Genomic DNA, 18197 nt, shown 5'->3' with positions numbered 1-18197 from the left:
AAGCGATATTTACCACTTTGGGCGTAGATTATTTGTCGACGTTTATTGATCTAACTCACGAAAAAATCATCGGCCTCTGGAAATTGGTGTGATAACTTTGCAGCATCTGAACATCACTTTTCTGACGCACTCGTAAGCTCGTAAGAGGAAGACGATAATGACCCCGTTTATGACTGAAGATTTTCTGTTAGATACCGAATTCGCCCGCCGCCTGTACCACGATTACGCTAAAGACCAGCCGATTTTCGACTACCACTGCCACCTTCCGCCGCAGCAGGTTGCCGAGGATTACCGTTTTAAAAACCTGTATGACATCTGGCTGAAAGGCGACCACTACAAGTGGCGTGCCATGCGCACCAACGGGGTGGCGGAACGCCTCTGTACCGGCGATGCCTCCGATCGTGAAAAATTCGACGCCTGGGCGGCGACCGTGCCGCACACCATCGGTAACCCGCTGTACCACTGGACCCATCTGGAGCTGCGCCGTCCGTTTGGCATTACCGGCAAGCTGCTCTCTCCGGCTACTGCCGATGAGATCTGGAACGAATGTAACGAGCTGCTGGCCCAGGACAAGTTCTCTGCCCGCGGCATCATGAAGCAGATGAACGTCAAAATGGTCGGCACCACCGACGATCCGATCGACTCCCTGGAGCATCACGCCGTTGTCGCCAAAGACAGTTCATTTGACGTCAAAGTGCTGCCAAGCTGGCGCCCGGACAAAGCCTTCAACATTGAGCAGGCGACCTTTGCCGACTACATGGCGAAGCTGAGTGAAGTCTCTGATACCGAGATCCGCCGTTTCGGCGATCTGCAGACCGCGCTGGCGAAACGTCTGGATCACTTCGCGGCGCACGGCTGTAAAGTCTCTGACCATGCCCTGGACGTGGTGCTGTTTGCTGACGCCAACGAAGCCGAGCTGGACAGCATTCTGGCGCGTCGTCTGGCCGGTGAAAGCCTGAACGAACACGAAGTGGCGCAGTTCAAAACCGCAGTACTGGTCTGGCTGGCGGCTGAATATGCCCGTCGCGGCTGGGTGCAGCAGTACCACATCGGCGCGCTGCGCAATAACAACCTGCGCCAGTTCAAACTGCTGGGTGCCGACGTTGGTTTCGACTCCATCAACGACCGTCCACTGGCGGAAGAGCTGTCGAAGCTGCTGAGCAAACAGAACGAAGAGAACCTGCTGCCAAAAACCATCCTCTACTGCCTGAACCCACGCGATAACGAAGTGCTGGGCACCATGATTGGCAACTTCCAGGGTGAAGGGATGCCGGGCAAGATGCAGTTCGGTTCCGGCTGGTGGTTCAACGATCAGAAAGATGGCATGGAGCGTCAGATGACGCAGCTGGCGCAGCTCGGTCTGCTGAGCCGCTTCGTGGGTATGCTGACCGACAGCCGCAGCTTCCTTTCTTATACTCGCCATGAATATTTCCGCCGCATTCTGTGCCAGATGATTGGCCGCTGGGTGGCTGCGGGCGAAGCCCCGGCCGACATCCAGCTGCTGGGCGAAATGGTGAGAAACATCTGCTTTAACAACGCACGCGACTACTTCGCTATTGAACTGAACTAAGGCCTTCTGAGGGTTGATATGCAATACATCAAGATCCATTCGCTGGATAACGTAGCGGTCGCGCTGGCCGACCTGAGCGAAGGTCAGGACGTGACGTTTGATAACCAGACCGTCACGCTGCGCCAGGACGTTGCGCGCGGGCATAAATTCGCCCTGCAGGCCATTGCCAAAGGGGAGAACGTCGTCAAATACGGTCTGCCTATCGGCCATGCGTTGGCGGATATCGCGGCGGGGGAGTTCATTCACTCCCACAATACGCGTACCAATCTGAGCGATCTGGATGAGTACAGCTATCAACCTGAGTTACAGGCTGAGGGCAGCCAGGCGGCAGATCGTGAGGTACAGATCTACCGCCGTGCCAGCGGGGAGGTGGGGATCCGCAATGAACTGTGGATCCTGCCGACCGTCGGCTGCGTCAACGGCATTGCCCGTCAGATCCAGACCCGGTTCCTGAAAGAGACGAACGACGCAGAAGGCACTGACGGCGTCCACCTGTTCAGCCACACCTATGGCTGCTCCCAGCTGGGCGACGATCACATCAATACCCGCACCATGCTGCAAAACATGGTCCGCCACCCGAACGCCGGGGCGGTGCTGGTGATCGGCCTTGGCTGTGAGAACAACCAGGTCGATGCCTTCCGTGAAACGCTGGGGGATTTCGATCCGACCCGCGTGCATTTCATGGTCTGTCAGCATCAGGACGACGAAGTGGAAGCCGGGCTGGAGCATCTGCATCAATTGTACGAGGTGATGCGCCACGACCAGCGTGAAGCGGGCAAGCTGAGCGAGCTGAAGTTTGGTCTGGAGTGCGGCGGCTCGGACGGCCTGTCCGGCATTACCGCCAACCCGATGCTGGGTCAGTTCTCTGATTACGTCATCAGCAACGGCGGCACCACCGTGCTGACCGAAGTGCCGGAGATGTTTGGCGCTGAACGCATTCTGATGAGTCACTGCCGCGATGAAGAGACCTTTGAAAAGACCGTCACCATGGTCAACGACTTCAAACAGTACTTTATCGCCCACAACCAGCCGATTTACGAGAATCCATCCCCGGGCAACAAGGCGGGCGGGATCACTACGCTTGAGGAGAAATCCCTCGGCTGCACCCAGAAAGCGGGTGCCAGCCAGGTGGTGGATGTCCTGCGTTACGGTGAGCGGCTGCAAACCCACGGTCTGAACCTGTTAAGCGCCCCGGGCAACGATGCTGTGGCTACCAGCGCCCTGGCGGGTGCGGGCTGTCATATGGTGCTGTTCAGCACCGGACGCGGCACGCCGTACGGCGGTTTTGTCCCGACGGTGAAAATCGCCACTAACAGCGAGCTGGCAGCGAAGAAAAAGCACTGGATTGATTTCGACGCCGGTCAGCTGATCCACGGCAAAGCGATGCCGCAGCTGTTAACGGAGTTTGTCGACACTATTGTGGAATTTGCCAACGGCAAGCAGACCTGCAATGAGAAAAACGACTTCCGCGAGCTGGCGATCTTTAAGAGTGGTGTAACGCTGTAAGCGTGATTGCCGGGCGGCACTGCGTTTGCCCGGCCTACGCACAAACTTGTAGGCCCGGTAAGGCGTAGCCGTCACCGGGCTTTTTTATTAACTGCGGAGCGCGTTCTTCGCCAGACGCGCATCTTCCGCCTGGCAGGCCGCGGCAGTAAACAGCACGTCAGTGGAAGAGTTCAGTGCGGTTTCGCAGGAGTCCTGCAGCACACCGATGATAAAGCCGACTGCCACAACCTGCATGGCCACTTCATTAGGGATACCGAACATATTACAGGCCAGTGGGATCAGCAGCAGCGAACCACCCGCCACACCCGATGCGCCACAGGCGCACAGCGATGCCACGACGCTCAGCAGCAGCGCGGTTGGCAAATCCACCGGAATACCCAGAGTATGCACAGCCGCTAAGGTCAGGACGGTGATGGTGATCGCCGCACCCGCCATATTGACGGTCGCACCCAGTGGGATGGAGACGGAGTAGGTGTCGCGATCCAGGTTCAGCTTCTCGGCCAGCGCCATGTTCACCGGAATGTTCGCCGCAGAACTGCGGGTGAAGAAGGCGTAAACACCGCTCTCACGCAGACACATCAGCACCAGTGGATAGGGATTACGGCGGATCTGCCAGAACACCAGCAGCGGGTTAATCACCAGCGCTACCAGCAGCATGCAGCCGATCAGCACCAGCAGCAGCTGAGCGTAGCCCCACAGGGTTTCGAACCCGGTGGTGGCCAGGGTGGAGGAGACCAGACCGAAGATACCGATTGGCGCAAAGCGGATCACCACCTTCACCATAAAGGTCACCGCGTTGGACATGTCGTTAACCAGATTTTTGGTGGTGTCGTTACCGTGGCGCAGGGCAAAGCCCAGGCCGATGGCCCACACCAGAATGCCGATGTAGTTAGCATTCAGCAGCGCGTCGATCGGGTTAGAGACCATGCTCATCAGCAGGCCGCGAAGCACCTCGACAATGCCGGATGGCGGGGTGATATCACCCGCGGCAGTGGTAAGTTGCAGCGTGGACGGGAACAGGAAGCTAAACACCACCGCCGTCAGGGCAGCAGAGAAAGTACCCAGCAGATAGAGGAACAGAATCGGACGGATGTTGGTTTTCTGGCCATGCTGGTGGTTGGCAATGGAGGCCATCACCAGCATCAGGACCAGCACCGGTGCGACAGCTTTTAACGCGCCAACGAACAGGGTGCCGAGTAAGCCAGTGGCAATAGCGGCCGGTTTAGAAACCAGTGCCAGTAAAATACCCAGCACCAGGCCTATCAATATTTGTTTGACGAGGCTGCCCTGCGTCAGACGCGCGAGCAGACCAGTAGATTGTGTGGTCATGGAAAATTCCTTCAGTGAAATTGCGTTCCGTCCCGGAGGTGCTCTGAGGCACTTATCATCCCGGTTAGAGGTGTGTGTTATGCAAGGTTGAGTATATTGAAAGTGCGGGTGCTGGGAAGCGTAAAATGCTGGGTTTTACGTACTGCGTCATATTTTTTAACTGTATATTTACATTTTTGTCGGGTAGGCCCGGCAAGCTTAGCGCCGCCGGGCATCAGACCGCACCAGACCCCTTACTGGATCTGACGTTTCTTATCGTGCTGATGGTTCACCCAGGCATTAATCGCCAGGGTCAGAACCAGAATACCAAACACCACGCCCAGCGAGATGGCGATCGGGATGTGATAGAAATCGACAATCATCATCTTGATACCGATAAACACCAGGATCACCGACAGGCCATACTTCAGCATTGAGAAGCGCTCCGCCACGCCCGCCAGCAGGAAGTACATGGCACGCAGGCCGAGGATCGCAAACAGGTTTGACGTCAGGACGATGAACGGGTCAGTGGTCACCGCGAAGATCGCCGGGATACTGTCCACCGCGAAAATCACGTCGCTCAGCTCAACCATGATCAGCACCAGCAGCAGCGGCGTCGCGAATAGCAGCCCATTCTTGCGCACGAAGAAGTGCTCGTTCTCGATGGTGTCGGTCATACGCAGGTGGCCGCGGATCCAGCGCACCAGCGGCTTCTCGCCAATACCGGTTTCGTCCTCTTTCGCCAGCGCCATTTTCACACCGGTAAACAGCAGGAAGGCACCGAAGACATACAGCAGCCATTCGAACTGCGTAATCAGCCAGCTACCGGCGAAGATCATGATGGTACGCAGGACGATCGCGCCCAGCACGCCATACACCAGCACCCGACGCTGCAATGCAGCCGGTACGGCAAAGTAGCTGAACAGCATCAGCCAGACGAAGACGTTATCCACTGCCAGGGCTTTTTCAATCAGGTAGCCCGTCAGGAACGCCAGCGCCTGGGGATCGGCCACCGCGCGGCCCTGAGTGATGGAGAGATACCACCAGAAGGCAGCACAGAAGAGCAGGGAGAGGGTGACCCACACCAGCGACCAGGCGGCCGCCTGTTTCATGGTCATGCCATGTGCGCCGCGACGCCCCTGTAAAAAGAGATCGATCGCCAGCATGATCAGGACCACGACTGCGAATCCGCCCCACATCAGCGGAGTACCGACAGTATTCATACAATTTTCCTTACGCGTAAAAAAACAAAAACGGCTATGGTCAGAAGACGATAGCCGTTGCGTTTTTTATGCATAGACCTCGCCTTCCGGCAAGGTCTCACTTACAACAAGAAAGGAATACGCTAATCGCATTCCTTTTTCGTTGCCCGGCGACCGGATGCGGTTTTATACGCATCGTAATGACGATCCACCGGCAAGGAAGTTACTCCCCTTTGCAGGTAACAAAATATGTCAGGTCATTGGTTTCGTCAATGACCTGCACTAATTCATTACACAGCTTTACGCGGTAACTTCTGCATTCAGGCCATCCGCCGGGAACACCACCCCCGTCTGACGACGGATCTCGGTCTGCAGCTTCGCCGTGGTACGGCTTACCGCCAGGCCCGGATGGTTCACTTCCTGGGTTTCGACCAGACGCGCGAACACCTCTGCCTCATACAGCATAGTGTTGATATGCTGAGGCTGCGTCAGCTCCTGGGCCTTGCCGCCGCGCGGCACCAGGCTCAGTTTCTGGCACTCGGAGATCTTCTCGACAACCAGCGAGCCGTTCTCACCCTGGATTTCACTCGGCAGCACCGAATCACTCACCTTGGAGTGCTGAAGCGTGACGCTGAAATCACCGTAGTCCAGTACCACCAGACCGTGAGCATCAACACCGCTCTCCAGCAGGCTGGCGGTGGCCTGAACCCGGTGCGGCTCGCCCCACAGCGCCACCGCCGAGGCCAGGCAGTAGAAGCCGATATCCATAATCGAGCCGTTAGAAAACGCCGGATTAAAAGTGTTCGGGTTCTCGCCGTCGAGATAGCGCTGATAGCGCGACGAATACTGGCAGTAGTTAATAAAGGCTTTGCGCACTTTGCCGATTTTCGGCAAGGACTGCTGCAGCAACAGGAAATTCGGCAGGCTGGCGGTTTTGAACGCTTCGAACAGCACCACCTGGTTTTCCCGCGCAAGCGCAATAGCCGCCTCGACTTCATCGATATTGGAGGCCAGCGGCTTCTCGCAAATTACATGCTTTTTGTGGCTGAGGAACAGCGTCGTCTGCGGGAAATGCAGTGAATTCGGGCTGGCAATATAGACCGCATCAATGGCATCGCTTTGTGCCATCGCCTCCAGAGAGGTAAACAGATGCTCGACAAGGTAGTCGTTCGCAAAGGCCTGAGCCTGTTCAAGGCTGCGGGAATAGACTGCGGTGAGCTTATATTTGCCGGTCTCATGGGCGGCATCGACGAACTGGCGCGTGATCCAGTTCGTCCCAATGACTGCGAAACGTATCATAAACGTTCACGAACTCCGTTGCTGGGAACCTGTTGCCACTGTAGCACGTGATGATGACAAATCTTGTGCGCTATAACGATAAATGCGTCAGCCACAGGCGAGTATCAAACTCCAGCTGGTGGTACTGCGGCTCCATATGACAGCACAGAGAGTAGAAGGCTTTGTCGTGCTCTTTCTCTTTCAGGTGTGCCAGCTCATGCACCACAATCATGCGCAGGAAGGCTTCCGGCGCGTTGCGAAACACGGTCGCTACGCGGATCTCGGCTTTGGCCTTCAGCTTGCCGCCCTGCACGCGGGAGATGGCGGTATGCAGACCCAGGGCATTCTTCAGCACGTGGATCTTGTTGTCGTACATCACCTTATTGATCGGCGGGGCGCTCTTCAGATATCGGTTTTTCAGATCCTGCGTATACTGCCAGAGGGCTTTATCGGTGGCGAAATCGTGGGTCCCCGGGTAGCGTTTTTCCAGCACCGCCCCCAGCTTTTGCTCGGCAATTAACGTGCGGACCTGGGAAAGCAGATGCTCCGGGTAGCCCTGGAGATAAGTCAGCTGGTTCATCAAAACCCCAAAATAATTTGAAAACGGGTATACTCACGCACCCTTTTCAGGGATAACGCCGAAATTTTACCACTCAGGAGGGCCGATGAGCCACTTAGACAACGGTTTCCGTTCACTCGACTTAAAACGTTTCCCGGAAACGGACGACGTTAACCCGCTTCAGGCGTGGGAAGCGGCGGATGAATATCTGCTGCAACAGTTGGATGAGACAGAAATTAGCGGCCCGGTTCTGATCCTGAATGATGCTTTCGGCGCATTGGGTTGTGCGCTGGTCGAACATACCCCGTACAGCATCGGTGACTCCTATTTAAGCGAGCTGGCGACGCGCGAGAACCTGCGCCACAATGAGCTCGATGAAGGCAGCGTGAAGTTCCTCGACAGCACCGCGGAGTATCCGCAGGCGCCGGGCGTGGTGCTGATTAAGATCCCGAAAACCATGGCGCTGCTGGAACAGCAGCTGCGTGCGCTGCGTAAGGTCGTAACACCCGAGACGCGCATTATCGCGGGTGCAAAAGCGCGTGATATCCACACCTCGACCATTGAGCTGTTCGAGAAAGTGCTGGGGCCAACCACCACCACCCTGGCGTGGAAAAAAGCGCGCCTGATTAACTGTACCTTCAGCGAGCCAGCCCTGTCTGACGCGCCAGAAACCCTGAGCTGGAAGCTGGAAGGCACCGACTGGACCATCCACAACCACGCTAACGTCTTCTCCCGCACCGGTCTGGATATCGGCGCGCGCTTCTTCCTTGAGCATCTGCCGGAGAATCTGGAAGGGGAGATCGTTGACCTCGGCTGCGGTAACGGGGTGATCGGGCTGACGCTGCTGGCGAAGAACCCGGAGGCCAGCGTGGTGTTTAGCGATGAGTCGCCAATGGCCGTGGCGTCCAGCCGTCTGAACGTGGAAACCAACATGCCGGAAGCGCTGGATCGCTGCGAGTTTATGATCAACAACGCGCTGTCGGGCGTGGAGCCGTTCCGCTTTAACGCCGTGCTGTGCAACCCGCCGTTCCACCAGAAACATGCCCTGACCGATAACGTCGCCTGGGAGATGTTCCACCACGCGCGTCGCTGCCTGAAAATTAACGGTGAGCTGTACATCGTGGCCAACCGCCACCTGGACTACTTCCACAAGCTGAAGAAGATTTTCGGCAACTGCACCACCGTGGCCACCAACAACAAGTTCGTGGTGTTGAAGGCGGTTAAGACGGGTCGCCGTCGTTAAGATTGTTATGCCGGGCGGCGCTGCGCTTGCCCGGCCTACAAAGACTGTTAAATCTCCAACGCTAATTTCGTCCCCTGGGCAATCGCCCGTCTTGCATCCAGCTCCATCGCCACGTCGCACCCGCCAATCAGATGCACCGTTTTTCCCGCGTCGCGCAGTGGCTCCGCCAGATCGCGTTTTGGCTCCTGCCCGGCACACAAAATCACATGATCGACGCGTAGCAGCTGCGGCTCGCCATTGATCAATACGTGTAACCCCTCGTCATCGATCTTCTGATAACTCACCCCTGGGATCATCTTCACCCCGCGCGAGAGCAGGGTGGCGCGGTGGATCCAGCCGGTGGTTTTTCCTAGTCCTTCCCCCGGTTTGCTGGCCTTACGCTGGAGCATCACAATCTGACGCGGGCTTTTTGGCAGCTGTGGTCCCTCCGGGCGCAAACCGCCGACCTGATTCAGGCTGGTGTCGATCCCCCACTCCTCGCAGAATTCCGCGATGTTCTGGCTGGTGGGTTCCCCCGACTGGCTCAGGTACATGGCGGTATCAAACCCGATCCCGCCGCAGCCGATAATCGCCACCCGATCGCCCACCGGTTTTTTGTCGCGCAGCACCTCGAGATAGCTCATTACCTTCGGATGATCGATGCCGTCGATCGCAGGCGTGCGCGGGGCAATCCCGCTGGCAAGGATCGTCTCTTCAAAGTCGATCAGATCCTGCGCGGACACCCGCTGGTTTAGCCGCAGATCGACCCCGGTGAGGTCGATCATCCGCGCGTAATAGCGCAGCGTCTCGTAAAACTCCTCCTTGCCGGGGATTTGTTTGGCGATATTAAACTGCCCGCCGATCTCAGGCAGCGCATCAAACAGCGTCACGCTGTGCCCGCGCGACGCGGCATTCACCGCAAACGCCAGCCCCGCCGGGCCAGCGCCTACCACCGCCAGCCGTTTTTTAGTTACCGCTGGCACCACCGGCATTCTGGTTTCATGGCAGGCGCGCGGGTTGACCAGACAGGAGGTCACTTTGCCGACGAAGATCTGATCCAGGCAGGCCTGGTTGCAGCCGATACAGGTGTTGATCTCATCCGCACGACCGCTTTGCGCCTTAGAGAGGATCTCCGCATCGGCGAGGAAAGGCCGCGCCATCGACACCATATCGGCATCGCCGTTAGCGAGCAGATCGTCCGCCACCTGGGGATCGTTAATGCGGTTGGTGGTCACCAGCGGGATCGACACTTTGCCTTTCAGCCTGCGCGTCACCCAGCTGAACGCCGCGCGCGGCACCGGGGTGGCGATGGTCGGGATCCGTGCCTCGTGCCAGCCGATCCCGGTGTTGATGATGGTTGCGCCCGCCGCTTCAATCGCCTGCGCCAGCTGGACGGTCTCCTCGAAGGTGCCGCCGCCCTCCACCAGGTCGAGCATCGACAGGCGATAGACGATAATAAAATCGCTCCCGACGCGTTCACGCACCGCACGCACCACTTCAACCGCAAAGCGCATCCGGCGGGCATAATCCCCGCCCCATTCGTCCTCGCGCTGGTTGGTGCGCGCGGCGAGGAATTCGTTGATCAGATAGCCTTCGGAGCCCATCACCTCCACGCCGTCGTAACCCGCTTCCCGCGCCAGCGCAGCGCAGCGGGCGAAGTCGTCAATCAGCGTGAGGATTTCATCGTGGGTGAGGGCGTGGGGCGTAAAGCGGTTGATCGGGGCCTGGATCGCCGACGGTGCCACGAGGTTCGGCTGATAGCTGTAGCGCCCGGTATGCAGAATTTGCAGGGCGATTTTGCCGCCCTCGTTGTGTACCGCGTCAGTCACGATCCGGTGATGGGGCAGCTGTGCCACATCGTTCAGTACCGCGCCGCCCTCCATCCCGACGCCAGAAAGGGCAGGGGCCACGCCGCCGGTGACAATCAGCGCCACCCCGTGACGGGCGCGTTCGGCGTAGAACGCGGCCAGCCGCTCGGCACCGTCCGGACGCTCTTCCAGACCGGTATGCATCGAGCCCATTAACACACGGTTTTTGAGCGTGGTGAACCCCAGATCAAGGGGGGCGAACAGCGACGGGTAGTGGCTCATAAACGCTTCCAGTGTAAAATTATTGTTATGTGGTCGGATGAGTTACTAATTTAGCCAGCGGCGGGAGAAAGGTAAAAAAAGGATCGAATGAATGTGATGAGATTCAAAAAGTATGGGCAGTTGTAGGCCGGATAAGCATAGCGCCATCCGGCATTTTTTTTACGGCGCCACAGACCGCACCAGTCCCGGAGCCTGCCACATGGAGGTGGTCAGCCCGCTGTCCACCAGTCCGAGCTGATCGGCATACACCGCCTGCCATTTCTGCATCATGCCGTCGTACAGCTCCCGGTGCGCCGGGTTCGGCGTAAACTCCCGACTCCACTTCACCAGCTTCTCGCCCGTCGCGGCCATATCGCTATACAGCCCGGCACCGGTTCCCGCGGCAATGGCGCAGCCCAGGGCGGTGGCCTCTTTCACCTCCGGCACCCGTACCGGCAGGCCGGTGACGTCGCTTAATATCTGGCTCCACAGCGCCCCTTTCGCGCCGCCGCCGGCAAACACCAGACCGTCAAAATTCACCCCGGAAAATTGCGATATCTGCGCCAGGTTACAGGCGGAGACGATCGCTGCGTTCTCCTCAAGTGCCCGGAACAGGGTTGCTTTATTGCATTTTTCCGGGTCGATGGAGAGGTTAATAAACGACGGCGCGGCGTGATACCACTGCTTAAAGTGCATCGCGTCGGAGAAGATCGGCATCACCCCGTGGGAGCCCGCCGGCACCCGGCTGGCCATCTCCTCCATCAGGGCGTAGGTGTCCATCCCCATCCGCCCGGCAATCAGTTTTTCTTCCGCGCAGAAGGCGTCGCGGAACCAGCGCATGGTCAGTCCGGTGAAGAAGCTGATCGACTCCGCCTGGGCCATGCCGGGGATCACGTGCGGGTTTACGCGGATGTTCATCTGCGGATCGGTACGTACCTGCGGCAGGTTGACCACCTGCTGCCAGAAGGTGCCTCCCAGCACCGCGGTTTGTCCGGCGCGCACCACTCCCAGTCCCAGACAGCCCAGCTGCACATCGCCGCCGCCCATCACTACTGGAGTGCCTTCCCGCAGGCCGCTCTGCTGTGCAGCTTCTTTCGTAACGGCACCCAGCAGGGTGCCGGTCTCTTTTACCGGGGAGAGAATATCGGCGCGCAGCCCAGCCATATCCAGCAGCGCCGGACGCCAGTCGCGGGAGAAGAGATCTAACATGCCGGTGGTGCCCGCGTTGGACGGATCCACCGCCAGCTCACCGGAGAGCTTCGCCGCCAGCCAGTCGCTGATCATGGTGATGGTGGCCGCGTTGCGATAGATATCCGGGCGATGGTGCGCGAGCCATAGCAGGCGCGGCATGGCGCTCAGGGCCAGGGTCTGGCCGGAGACGTCATACACTTCGGATTCAAAGCGGAAGTCGTGGATCTCTTTCAGCTCGGACACTTCGCGGCTGGCGCGGGCATCAACGTTGGCGCAGGCCCAGATGGCGTCGCCTTTGCGGTCGTAGAGGACGATCCCTTCCCGCATCGAGCAGCAGGCGACGGACTGGATATCCGCCGGGCTCAGCTGCGCCCGCTCCAGCGCCTGGTGAATACACTGGCAGGCCAGCCGCCAGTTGGTGTCGAGGTCAAACTCCATCGAGCCGGGGACGTTCTCCACGCTCAGGTGTTTCCACTCCGCCTGGCCGACAGCGACCTGGTTGCCCAGCAAATCGAAAATAACGGCGCGAACGCTTCCCGTCCCTGCATCTAACGCTAAAAGGTAACTCATGAGCTTGCCTCATCGTAAGCGCAGGGCAGACAGGCTCTTATTTTGCCAGAGCCAGCACCGCGCGGGCTGTCGTCTCTTCCGTCACCAGGCCATTGATACGGCGACCGTTCAGTGCGGCATAAATCGCATCGGCTTTCTCTTCCCCTCCGGCGACGCCGACGATGACCGGCAGTTGCGCCAGTTCATCGAGGGTGACGCCAAGTAATTCCTGGTGGATCTCCAGCTCCTCTACCCGCTCGCCGTTGGCGTTAAGGAAATAGCCGAGGATATCGCCCACCGCCCCTTTGCGGGCAAACATCAGCTGCTCGCCTTCGCTGATATAGCCGGAGCGCAGGATGGTGGCATCCCGGCGCTGGTTCACCGAGCCAATCCCGACCACCGCCACATCGGCGGCAGTGGCGGCGAGGATCACATCCCGCACGCTGGACTCCCGCTTTAAAATCCCGGCCACGTCTGCGGATGAGACCCGCAGCGGGGCAGGGATCATGCTGATGCTGCAGGCGGCGTCCAGCTGGCCAATGCCGGTCATGTAAGGTCCGACGCCGCCGGAAAGCGTCACCAGCCGCACCTGCTGGGAGCTGATAAAGCCGCTTAAGTGCTGAATGCAGCTCATGGTGGTTTCACCAAATCCCACCGCCAGCAGCTGGCCGGGTTCCAGCACCCCCATTAACGACTGCGCGGCACCAATGCCTAAACGCACGCTCATCGGCGGGGTGTTCAGGGCTGGCAGCACGCGGGCCAGCCGCAGGCCGAAGCGCTGCTGGAGTTCGGTCTCCAGCGCCAGACAGCCCTCGTAGCGGGAGTTGATCTGTACCCGGATCACCCCGGACTGTCGACCCTTCTCCAGCAGCCGCGAAATCTTGAGCCGCGGTAATCCCAGCCGCTCGCCGATATCGTTCTGCGTCAGGCCGTCGTGGTAGTAGCACCACGCCACGCGCGCCACCAGTTCCTCTTCCGTTAGTGCCAGTCCGGCAAATCGTCCCTCTTCGGCAACGCGTTTCTCAGCCATATTTGAACTCTTATCAAAATTTAGATCATATGTTCGCTCTGCCGCAGGTTGAATGTGTGAGCCACACGGCAAAACGGATATTCCGGAATGTTTCTGCATTATCGGGATCATATCCATCAAACTGTGATCCCTGCACGGTTGTAAATATAGTTCACCGTCTACGCTTTTGAACATTATTAATTTCAAAAATCATTTGTTCAATGGCGGAGCGATAATGACAGCACTTATCGAGGCGCGCGGGATCCAGAAGCAGTTTTCCGGCGTTCCTGTACTGAAAAACATTGATTTCACTCTGCTTGCGGGCCAGGTGCACGCCCTGATGGGCGGCAACGGCGCGGGAAAATCGACCCTGATGAAGATCGTCGCCGGGGTCGAAACTGCCGATCGCGGTGAACTTTCTATCGGCGGGCAGCCTTTTGCTCGCCTCAAACCGGGCCAGGCGCACCAGCTTGGCATCTATCTGGTGCCCCAGGAGCCGATGCTGTTCCCGAACCTCAGCGTGCGGGAAAACATCCTCTTCCGTCTGCCGCGCGAGCAGGATATCGCCCGACGGCTGGCCGATAAGCTGGAGCAGCTTCAGTGCCAGCTCAATTTAGACGCCGCGGCCAGCACGCTGGAGGTGGCGGATCAACAGATGGTGGAGATCCTGCGCGGGCTGATGCGCGAGGCCAGAATGCTGATCCTCGATGAGCCCACCGCCTCGCTGACCCCGGGGGAAACCGAACGCCTGTTCCGCCAGATCCGCGCCTTACAGGCCGCGGGGGTTGGCATCGTCTTTATCTCCCACAAGTTGCCCGAAATCCGCCAGCTCGCCAGCCACGTCTCGGTGATGCGCGACGGAGCGATCGTCCTGAGCGGTGAAACCGCGCAGTTTGATGATAATGCGCTGATTGCCGCCATGACCCCGGTCAGCCGCGAACAGGGGCTGAGCGATACGCAAAAGCTGTGGCTGGCGCTGCCGGGTAATCGCCGCACCCAGGCCCAGGATTTCCCGGTCCTACGGGTGGAGAGCCTCACCGGGGAGGGCTTTATCGATCTGGATCTTGAGATCTACGCCGGGGAGATCGTCGGCCTGGCCGGGCTGGTGGGTTCCGGGCGCACCGAGTTTGCCGAAACCCTGTACGGCCTGCGCCCGCCGCGCGGGGGCAAGATCTGGCTCGAAAACCAGCAGATCGACAGCGATCCGGTCAGCGCCCGGCTGGAGAAAGGGCTGGTCTATCTCCCGGAGGACAGGCAGGTCTCCGGCCTGTTTCTTGATGCGCCGGTCCGCTGGAACACGGTGGCCCTGAATGAACCCTCGCTCTGGCAGCAGCGCAAACGCGAGGCGGCGGTGGTGGAACGCTATCACCGGGCGCTGGGGATCAAACTCAACGGTCCGGATCAGACCGTGCGCACCCTGTCGGGGGGCAATCAGCAGAAGGTGCTGCTGGCACGCTGCCTGGAGGCCAATCCGCTGCTGCTGATCGTCGATGAACCGACCCGCGGGGTGGACGTCTCCGCCCGGGCCGATATCTATCAGCTGATCAAAAGCGTGGCGGCACAAAACGTGGCGGTGCTGATGATCTCCAGCGACATGGATGAGTTTCCGGGTCTGGCGGATCGGGTGCTGGTGATGCATCAGGGGGTGCTGAGCGGGGAACTGCCGCGCCACGCCGTCAGTCTTGACCGCATGATGGCCCTGGCCTTTGGAGGACAGGCATGAAAACACTGCTGAAAAACCGCGAGCTCAGCGCCCTGCTGGCGATCCTGGCCCTGTTTGTGGTGCTGGTGGCGCTTAACCCGGCCTACCTCAGCCTGCAGACCCTGGGGATGATCTTTGCCAGTTCGCAGATCCTGATCCTGCTGGCGCTCGGCGCCGGGCTGGTGATGCTGACCCGCAACATTGACGTCTCGGTCGGCTCGATTGTCGGACTCTGCGCCATCGCCGTGGGGGTAGCGCTGAACAACGGCTACGGCCTGCCGGTGGCGATCCTGTTTGCGCTGGCGATCGGGGCGCTGGCGGGGGCCTTCAACGGCCTGCTGGTGGTGGGGCTGCGCATTCCGGCGATTGTCGCCACCCTCGGTACGCTGGGGCTATGGCGCGGGGTGATGCTGCTCTGGACCGGCGGGAAGTGGATTGAAGGCCTGCCGGTGAGCCTCAAAGCGCTGTCGGAGCCGGTGGCGCTCGGCATCTCACCGCTGGGGATGGTGGTGCTGGCGATCGCCGCCCTCGGAGCGTGGATCCTGTCGCGCACCGCCTTTGGCCGGGATTTTTACGCCGTCGGGGATAACCTTGCCGCCGCCCGTCAGCTGGGCGTGGCGGTGAACCGCACCCGGATGGCGGCCTTTACCCTCAACGGCGTGCTGGCGGCCTGCGCCGGGATCGTCTTCGCCGCGCAGATCGGCTTCGTGCCGAACCAGACCGGCAGCGGGCTGGAGATGAAGGCTATCGCCGCCTGCGTGCTGGGGGGCATCTCCCTGCTCGGCGGCACCGGGACTTTAATCGGCGCGCTGCTGGGGGCCTTCTTCCTGACCCAGATCGACACCGTGCTGGTGCTGTTCCGTCTCCCGGCCTGGTGGAATGACTTTATCGCTGGCCTCGTGCTGTTGGGGGTGCTGGTGCTTGACGGGCGGCTGCGCCAGGCGCTGGCGCGTCATCAGCGAGCGCTGAAGTACAGCCGTTTCCAGCCGGGCAACAAAGGGGGTAAGCACGTCACCCCGTTTCGCAAACGCAACAAAGAGGTGGCGTAGATGAAGTTTAACTGGGAGTGGGCGCTGCTGCTGTTACTGGTGCTGGAGATCCTGCTGTTTGGCACCCTCAACCCGCGGATGCTCGACATCAACATGCTGCTGTTCAGTACCAGCGATTTTATCTGCATCGGCATCGTGGCCCTGCCGCTGACGCTGGTGATCATCAGCGGCGGGATCGACATTTCGCTCGGCTCGACCATCGGCCTGTGCGCCATCGCCCTGGGGGTAATGATGCAATCCGGTGTGCCGATGGTGGCGGCGGTCCCGCTCACCCTGCTGCTCGGGCTGCTGTGCGGCCTGTTTAACGCATTGCTGATCCACTACACCGGCATCAGCCCGCTGGTGATCACCCTCGGCACTCTCTACCTGTACGGCGGCGGGGCGCTGCTGCTGTCGGGAATGGCCGGGGCGACCGGCTACGAAGGCATTGGCGGCTTTCCGGAGAGCTTCACCGCCTTTGCCAACCTGACGGTTATCGGCCTGCCGATCCCGCTGGTGCTGTTCGCATTTATTACTTTCTTCTTCTGGCTGATCGTCCACCGCGGGCGCTTTGGCCGCCACCTGTTTCTGATTGGGCAGAACCCGCGCGCGGCGCGCTATGCGGCCCTGTCGGTGAACGGCATGCCCTATGCGCTGTATGGCCTGGTGGGCGTCGCCTCGGCGATTGCCGCTCTGGTGATGGTCTCCTATTTCGGTTCGGCGCGTTCCGATCTGGGGCGCGACCTGCTGATGCCTGCGCTTACCGCGGCGGTGCTCGGCGGGGCGAATATCTACGGCGGTTCAGGTTCGGTACTGGGTACGGCGCTGGCGGCGTTGCTGGTGGGGTATCTGCAGCAGGGATTACAGATGGTTGGCATCCCCAATCAGGTGTCGAGCGCGCTGTCAGGGGCGCTGCTGGTTGTGGTGGTGATGGGGCGTTCGCTGAGCCTGCATCGTGAATGGGTGCGGTCTCTTCTCACAAAAAATACCCGGAGCGTATGATGAAAATAAAACTGATGGTGCTGGCCGTGGCGTTAAGCGTGGCGACGGCGCAGGCGGCGGATCGCATCGCGTTTATCCCGAAACTGGTGGGGGTCGGCTTCTTTACCAGCGGCGGCAATGGCGCAAAAGAGGCGGGTAAAGCGCTGGGGGCGGAGGTCACCTACGACGGCCCGACCGAGCCGAGCGTCTCCGGGCAGGTGCAGCTGATCAATAACTTCGTTAACCAGGGCTACAACGCCATTATCGTCTCGGCGGTATCGCCGGATGGCCTCTGCCCGGCACTGAAACGCGCCATGCAGCGCGGGGTGAAAGTCCTGACCTGGGATTCCGACACCAAACCGGAGTGCCGCAGCATCTACATCAACCAGGGCACCCCGGAACAGCTCGGCGGCCTGCTGGTGGAGATGGCCTCGAAGCAGGTCACCAAACCGGCCGCCAAAGTGGCCTTCTTCTACTCCAGTCCCACCGTTACCGATCAGAACCAGTGGGTGAACGCGGCGAAAGCCAAAATCGCCAAAGAGCACCCCGAGTGGCAGATCGTCACCACCCAGTTTGGCTATAACGATGCCACCAAATCCCTGCAGACCGCCGAAGGGATCTTAAAAGCGTACCCGGATCTGGATGCGATCATCGCCCCGGATGCCAACGCCCTGCCTGCGGCGGCCCAGGCGGCAGAAAACCTGAAGCGTGAAGGGGTGGCGATCGTCGGCTTCAGCACCCCGAACGTGATGCGTCCATACGTGGAGCGCGGCACGGTGAAAGCCTTTGGTCTGTGGGATGTGGTGCAACAGGGCAAAATTGCGGTCAATGTCGCCGATCGTTTGCTGAAAAAAGGCGATCTTAACGTCGGCGACAGCGTGGAAGTGAAGGATATCGGCACGCTGAAGGTGGAGCCGAACAGCGTCCAGGGCTATCAGTATGAAGCGAAAGGCAATGGCATCGTGCTGCTGCCGGAGCGGGTGGTGTTCACCAAAGAGAACATCAACAACTACGACTTCTGAC

At 59.6% G+C, this 18197-nt stretch carries 14 protein-coding genes; 7 read left to right on the top strand and 7 right to left on the bottom strand.

Going from position 1 to position 18197, the window contains the following annotated elements:
• Positions 1–157: 157 nt before the first annotated feature.
• Both uxaC and M8318_RS08480 read left to right on the top strand, forming a co-directional pair.
• Complete coding sequence (uxaC, locus tag M8318_RS08485) at positions 158–1570, top strand: glucuronate isomerase (protein ID WP_106994764.1); 1413 nt, start codon at positions 158–160, stop codon at positions 1568–1570.
• An 18-nt stretch (positions 1571–1588) separates the two neighbouring features.
• Positions 1589–3076 (top strand): UxaA family hydrolase, encoded by a 1488-nt coding sequence (locus M8318_RS08480; protein ID WP_262661965.1) that lies wholly within the window; start codon positions 1589–1591, stop codon positions 3074–3076.
• Positions 3077–3163: 87 nt separating this feature from the next.
• Here the strand turns inward: M8318_RS08480 and sstT are convergent, their stop codons facing one another.
• The 4 genes from sstT to M8318_RS08460 all read right to left on the bottom strand — a co-directional run bounded on the left by sstT (position 3164) and on the right by M8318_RS08460 (position 7444).
• The gene (gene sstT, locus M8318_RS08475; RefSeq protein WP_262661963.1) at positions 3164–4405 is read right to left on the bottom strand and encodes a serine/threonine transporter SstT; all 1242 of its coding nucleotides are present in this window, start codon (positions 4403–4405) and stop codon (positions 3164–3166) included.
• A 233-nt stretch (positions 4406–4638) separates the two neighbouring features.
• Positions 4639–5607 carry a TerC family protein gene (locus tag M8318_RS08470; RefSeq protein ID WP_262661961.1) on the bottom strand — a complete coding sequence of 323 codons (969 nt, stop codon included), beginning with the start codon at positions 5605–5607 and terminating at the stop codon, positions 4639–4641.
• Positions 5608–5886: 279 nt separating this feature from the next.
• Positions 5887–6885: a Gfo/Idh/MocA family protein gene (locus tag M8318_RS08465; protein WP_106994760.1), complete on the bottom strand. Its 999-nt coding sequence runs from the start codon at positions 6883–6885 to the stop codon at positions 5887–5889.
• Between the two features lie 70 nt (positions 6886–6955).
• Positions 6956–7444 carry a YgjP-like metallopeptidase domain-containing protein gene (locus tag M8318_RS08460; RefSeq protein ID WP_032614308.1) on the bottom strand — a complete coding sequence of 163 codons (489 nt, stop codon included), beginning with the start codon at positions 7442–7444 and terminating at the stop codon, positions 6956–6958.
• Between the two features lie 85 nt (positions 7445–7529).
• Here M8318_RS08460 and rlmG point away from each other — a divergent pair, with 85 nt between their 5' ends.
• Complete coding sequence (rlmG, locus tag M8318_RS08455; protein ID WP_262661960.1) at positions 7530–8666, top strand: 23S rRNA (guanine(1835)-N(2))-methyltransferase RlmG; 1137 nt, start codon at positions 7530–7532, stop codon at positions 8664–8666.
• Positions 8667–8713: 47 nt separating this feature from the next.
• On the opposite strand, the gene M8318_RS08450 is transcribed toward rlmG, so the two are convergent.
• The 3 genes from M8318_RS08450 to lsrR form a co-directional block, all read right to left on the bottom strand.
• On the bottom strand, positions 8714–10735 hold the full coding sequence (locus M8318_RS08450; protein ID WP_262661958.1) for an NADPH-dependent 2,4-dienoyl-CoA reductase: 2022 nt from the start codon (positions 10733–10735) through the stop codon (positions 8714–8716).
• A gap of 159 nt (positions 10736–10894) precedes the next feature.
• Positions 10895–12475 (bottom strand): autoinducer-2 kinase, encoded by a 1581-nt coding sequence (gene lsrK, locus M8318_RS08445; RefSeq protein ID WP_262661957.1) that lies wholly within the window; start codon positions 12473–12475, stop codon positions 10895–10897.
• A 37-nt stretch (positions 12476–12512) separates the two neighbouring features.
• Complete coding sequence (lsrR, locus tag M8318_RS08440) at positions 12513–13484, bottom strand: transcriptional regulator LsrR (RefSeq protein ID WP_262661956.1); 972 nt, start codon at positions 13482–13484, stop codon at positions 12513–12515.
• Positions 13485–13698: 214 nt separating this feature from the next.
• Between lsrR and lsrA the strand changes: the two genes are divergently transcribed.
• The 4 genes from lsrA to lsrB are packed head-to-tail and all read left to right on the top strand — an operon-like array spanning position 13699 to position 18196.
• Positions 13699–15186 carry an autoinducer 2 ABC transporter ATP-binding protein LsrA gene (lsrA, locus tag M8318_RS08435; protein ID WP_262661954.1) on the top strand — a complete coding sequence of 496 codons (1488 nt, stop codon included), beginning with the start codon at positions 13699–13701 and terminating at the stop codon, positions 15184–15186.
• Positions 15183–16214 (top strand): autoinducer 2 ABC transporter permease LsrC, encoded by a 1032-nt coding sequence (lsrC, locus tag M8318_RS08430; protein ID WP_106994754.1) that lies wholly within the window; start codon positions 15183–15185, stop codon positions 16212–16214. The genes lsrA and lsrC overlap by 4 nt, the downstream gene beginning before the upstream one ends.
• A complete protein-coding gene (gene lsrD, locus M8318_RS08425) occupies positions 16215–17195 on the top strand; it encodes an autoinducer 2 ABC transporter permease LsrD (protein ID WP_262661953.1) in 981 nt (326 codons plus the stop codon).
• Positions 17195–18196 carry an autoinducer 2 ABC transporter substrate-binding protein LsrB gene (lsrB, locus tag M8318_RS08420; RefSeq protein WP_225760145.1) on the top strand — a complete coding sequence of 334 codons (1002 nt, stop codon included), beginning with the start codon at positions 17195–17197 and terminating at the stop codon, positions 18194–18196. Before lsrD ends, lsrB begins: the two co-directional genes overlap by 1 nt.
• The last annotated feature ends 1 nt before the right edge of the window (position 18197 follow it).

The organism is Leclercia tamurae, from assembly GCF_025566055.1.
Lineage (GTDB): Bacteria > Pseudomonadota > Gammaproteobacteria > Enterobacterales > Enterobacteriaceae > Enterobacter > Enterobacter tamurae.
Note: the sequence above shows the minus strand (reverse complement) of the source record. Positions and strands in the feature narration are given on the sequence as shown.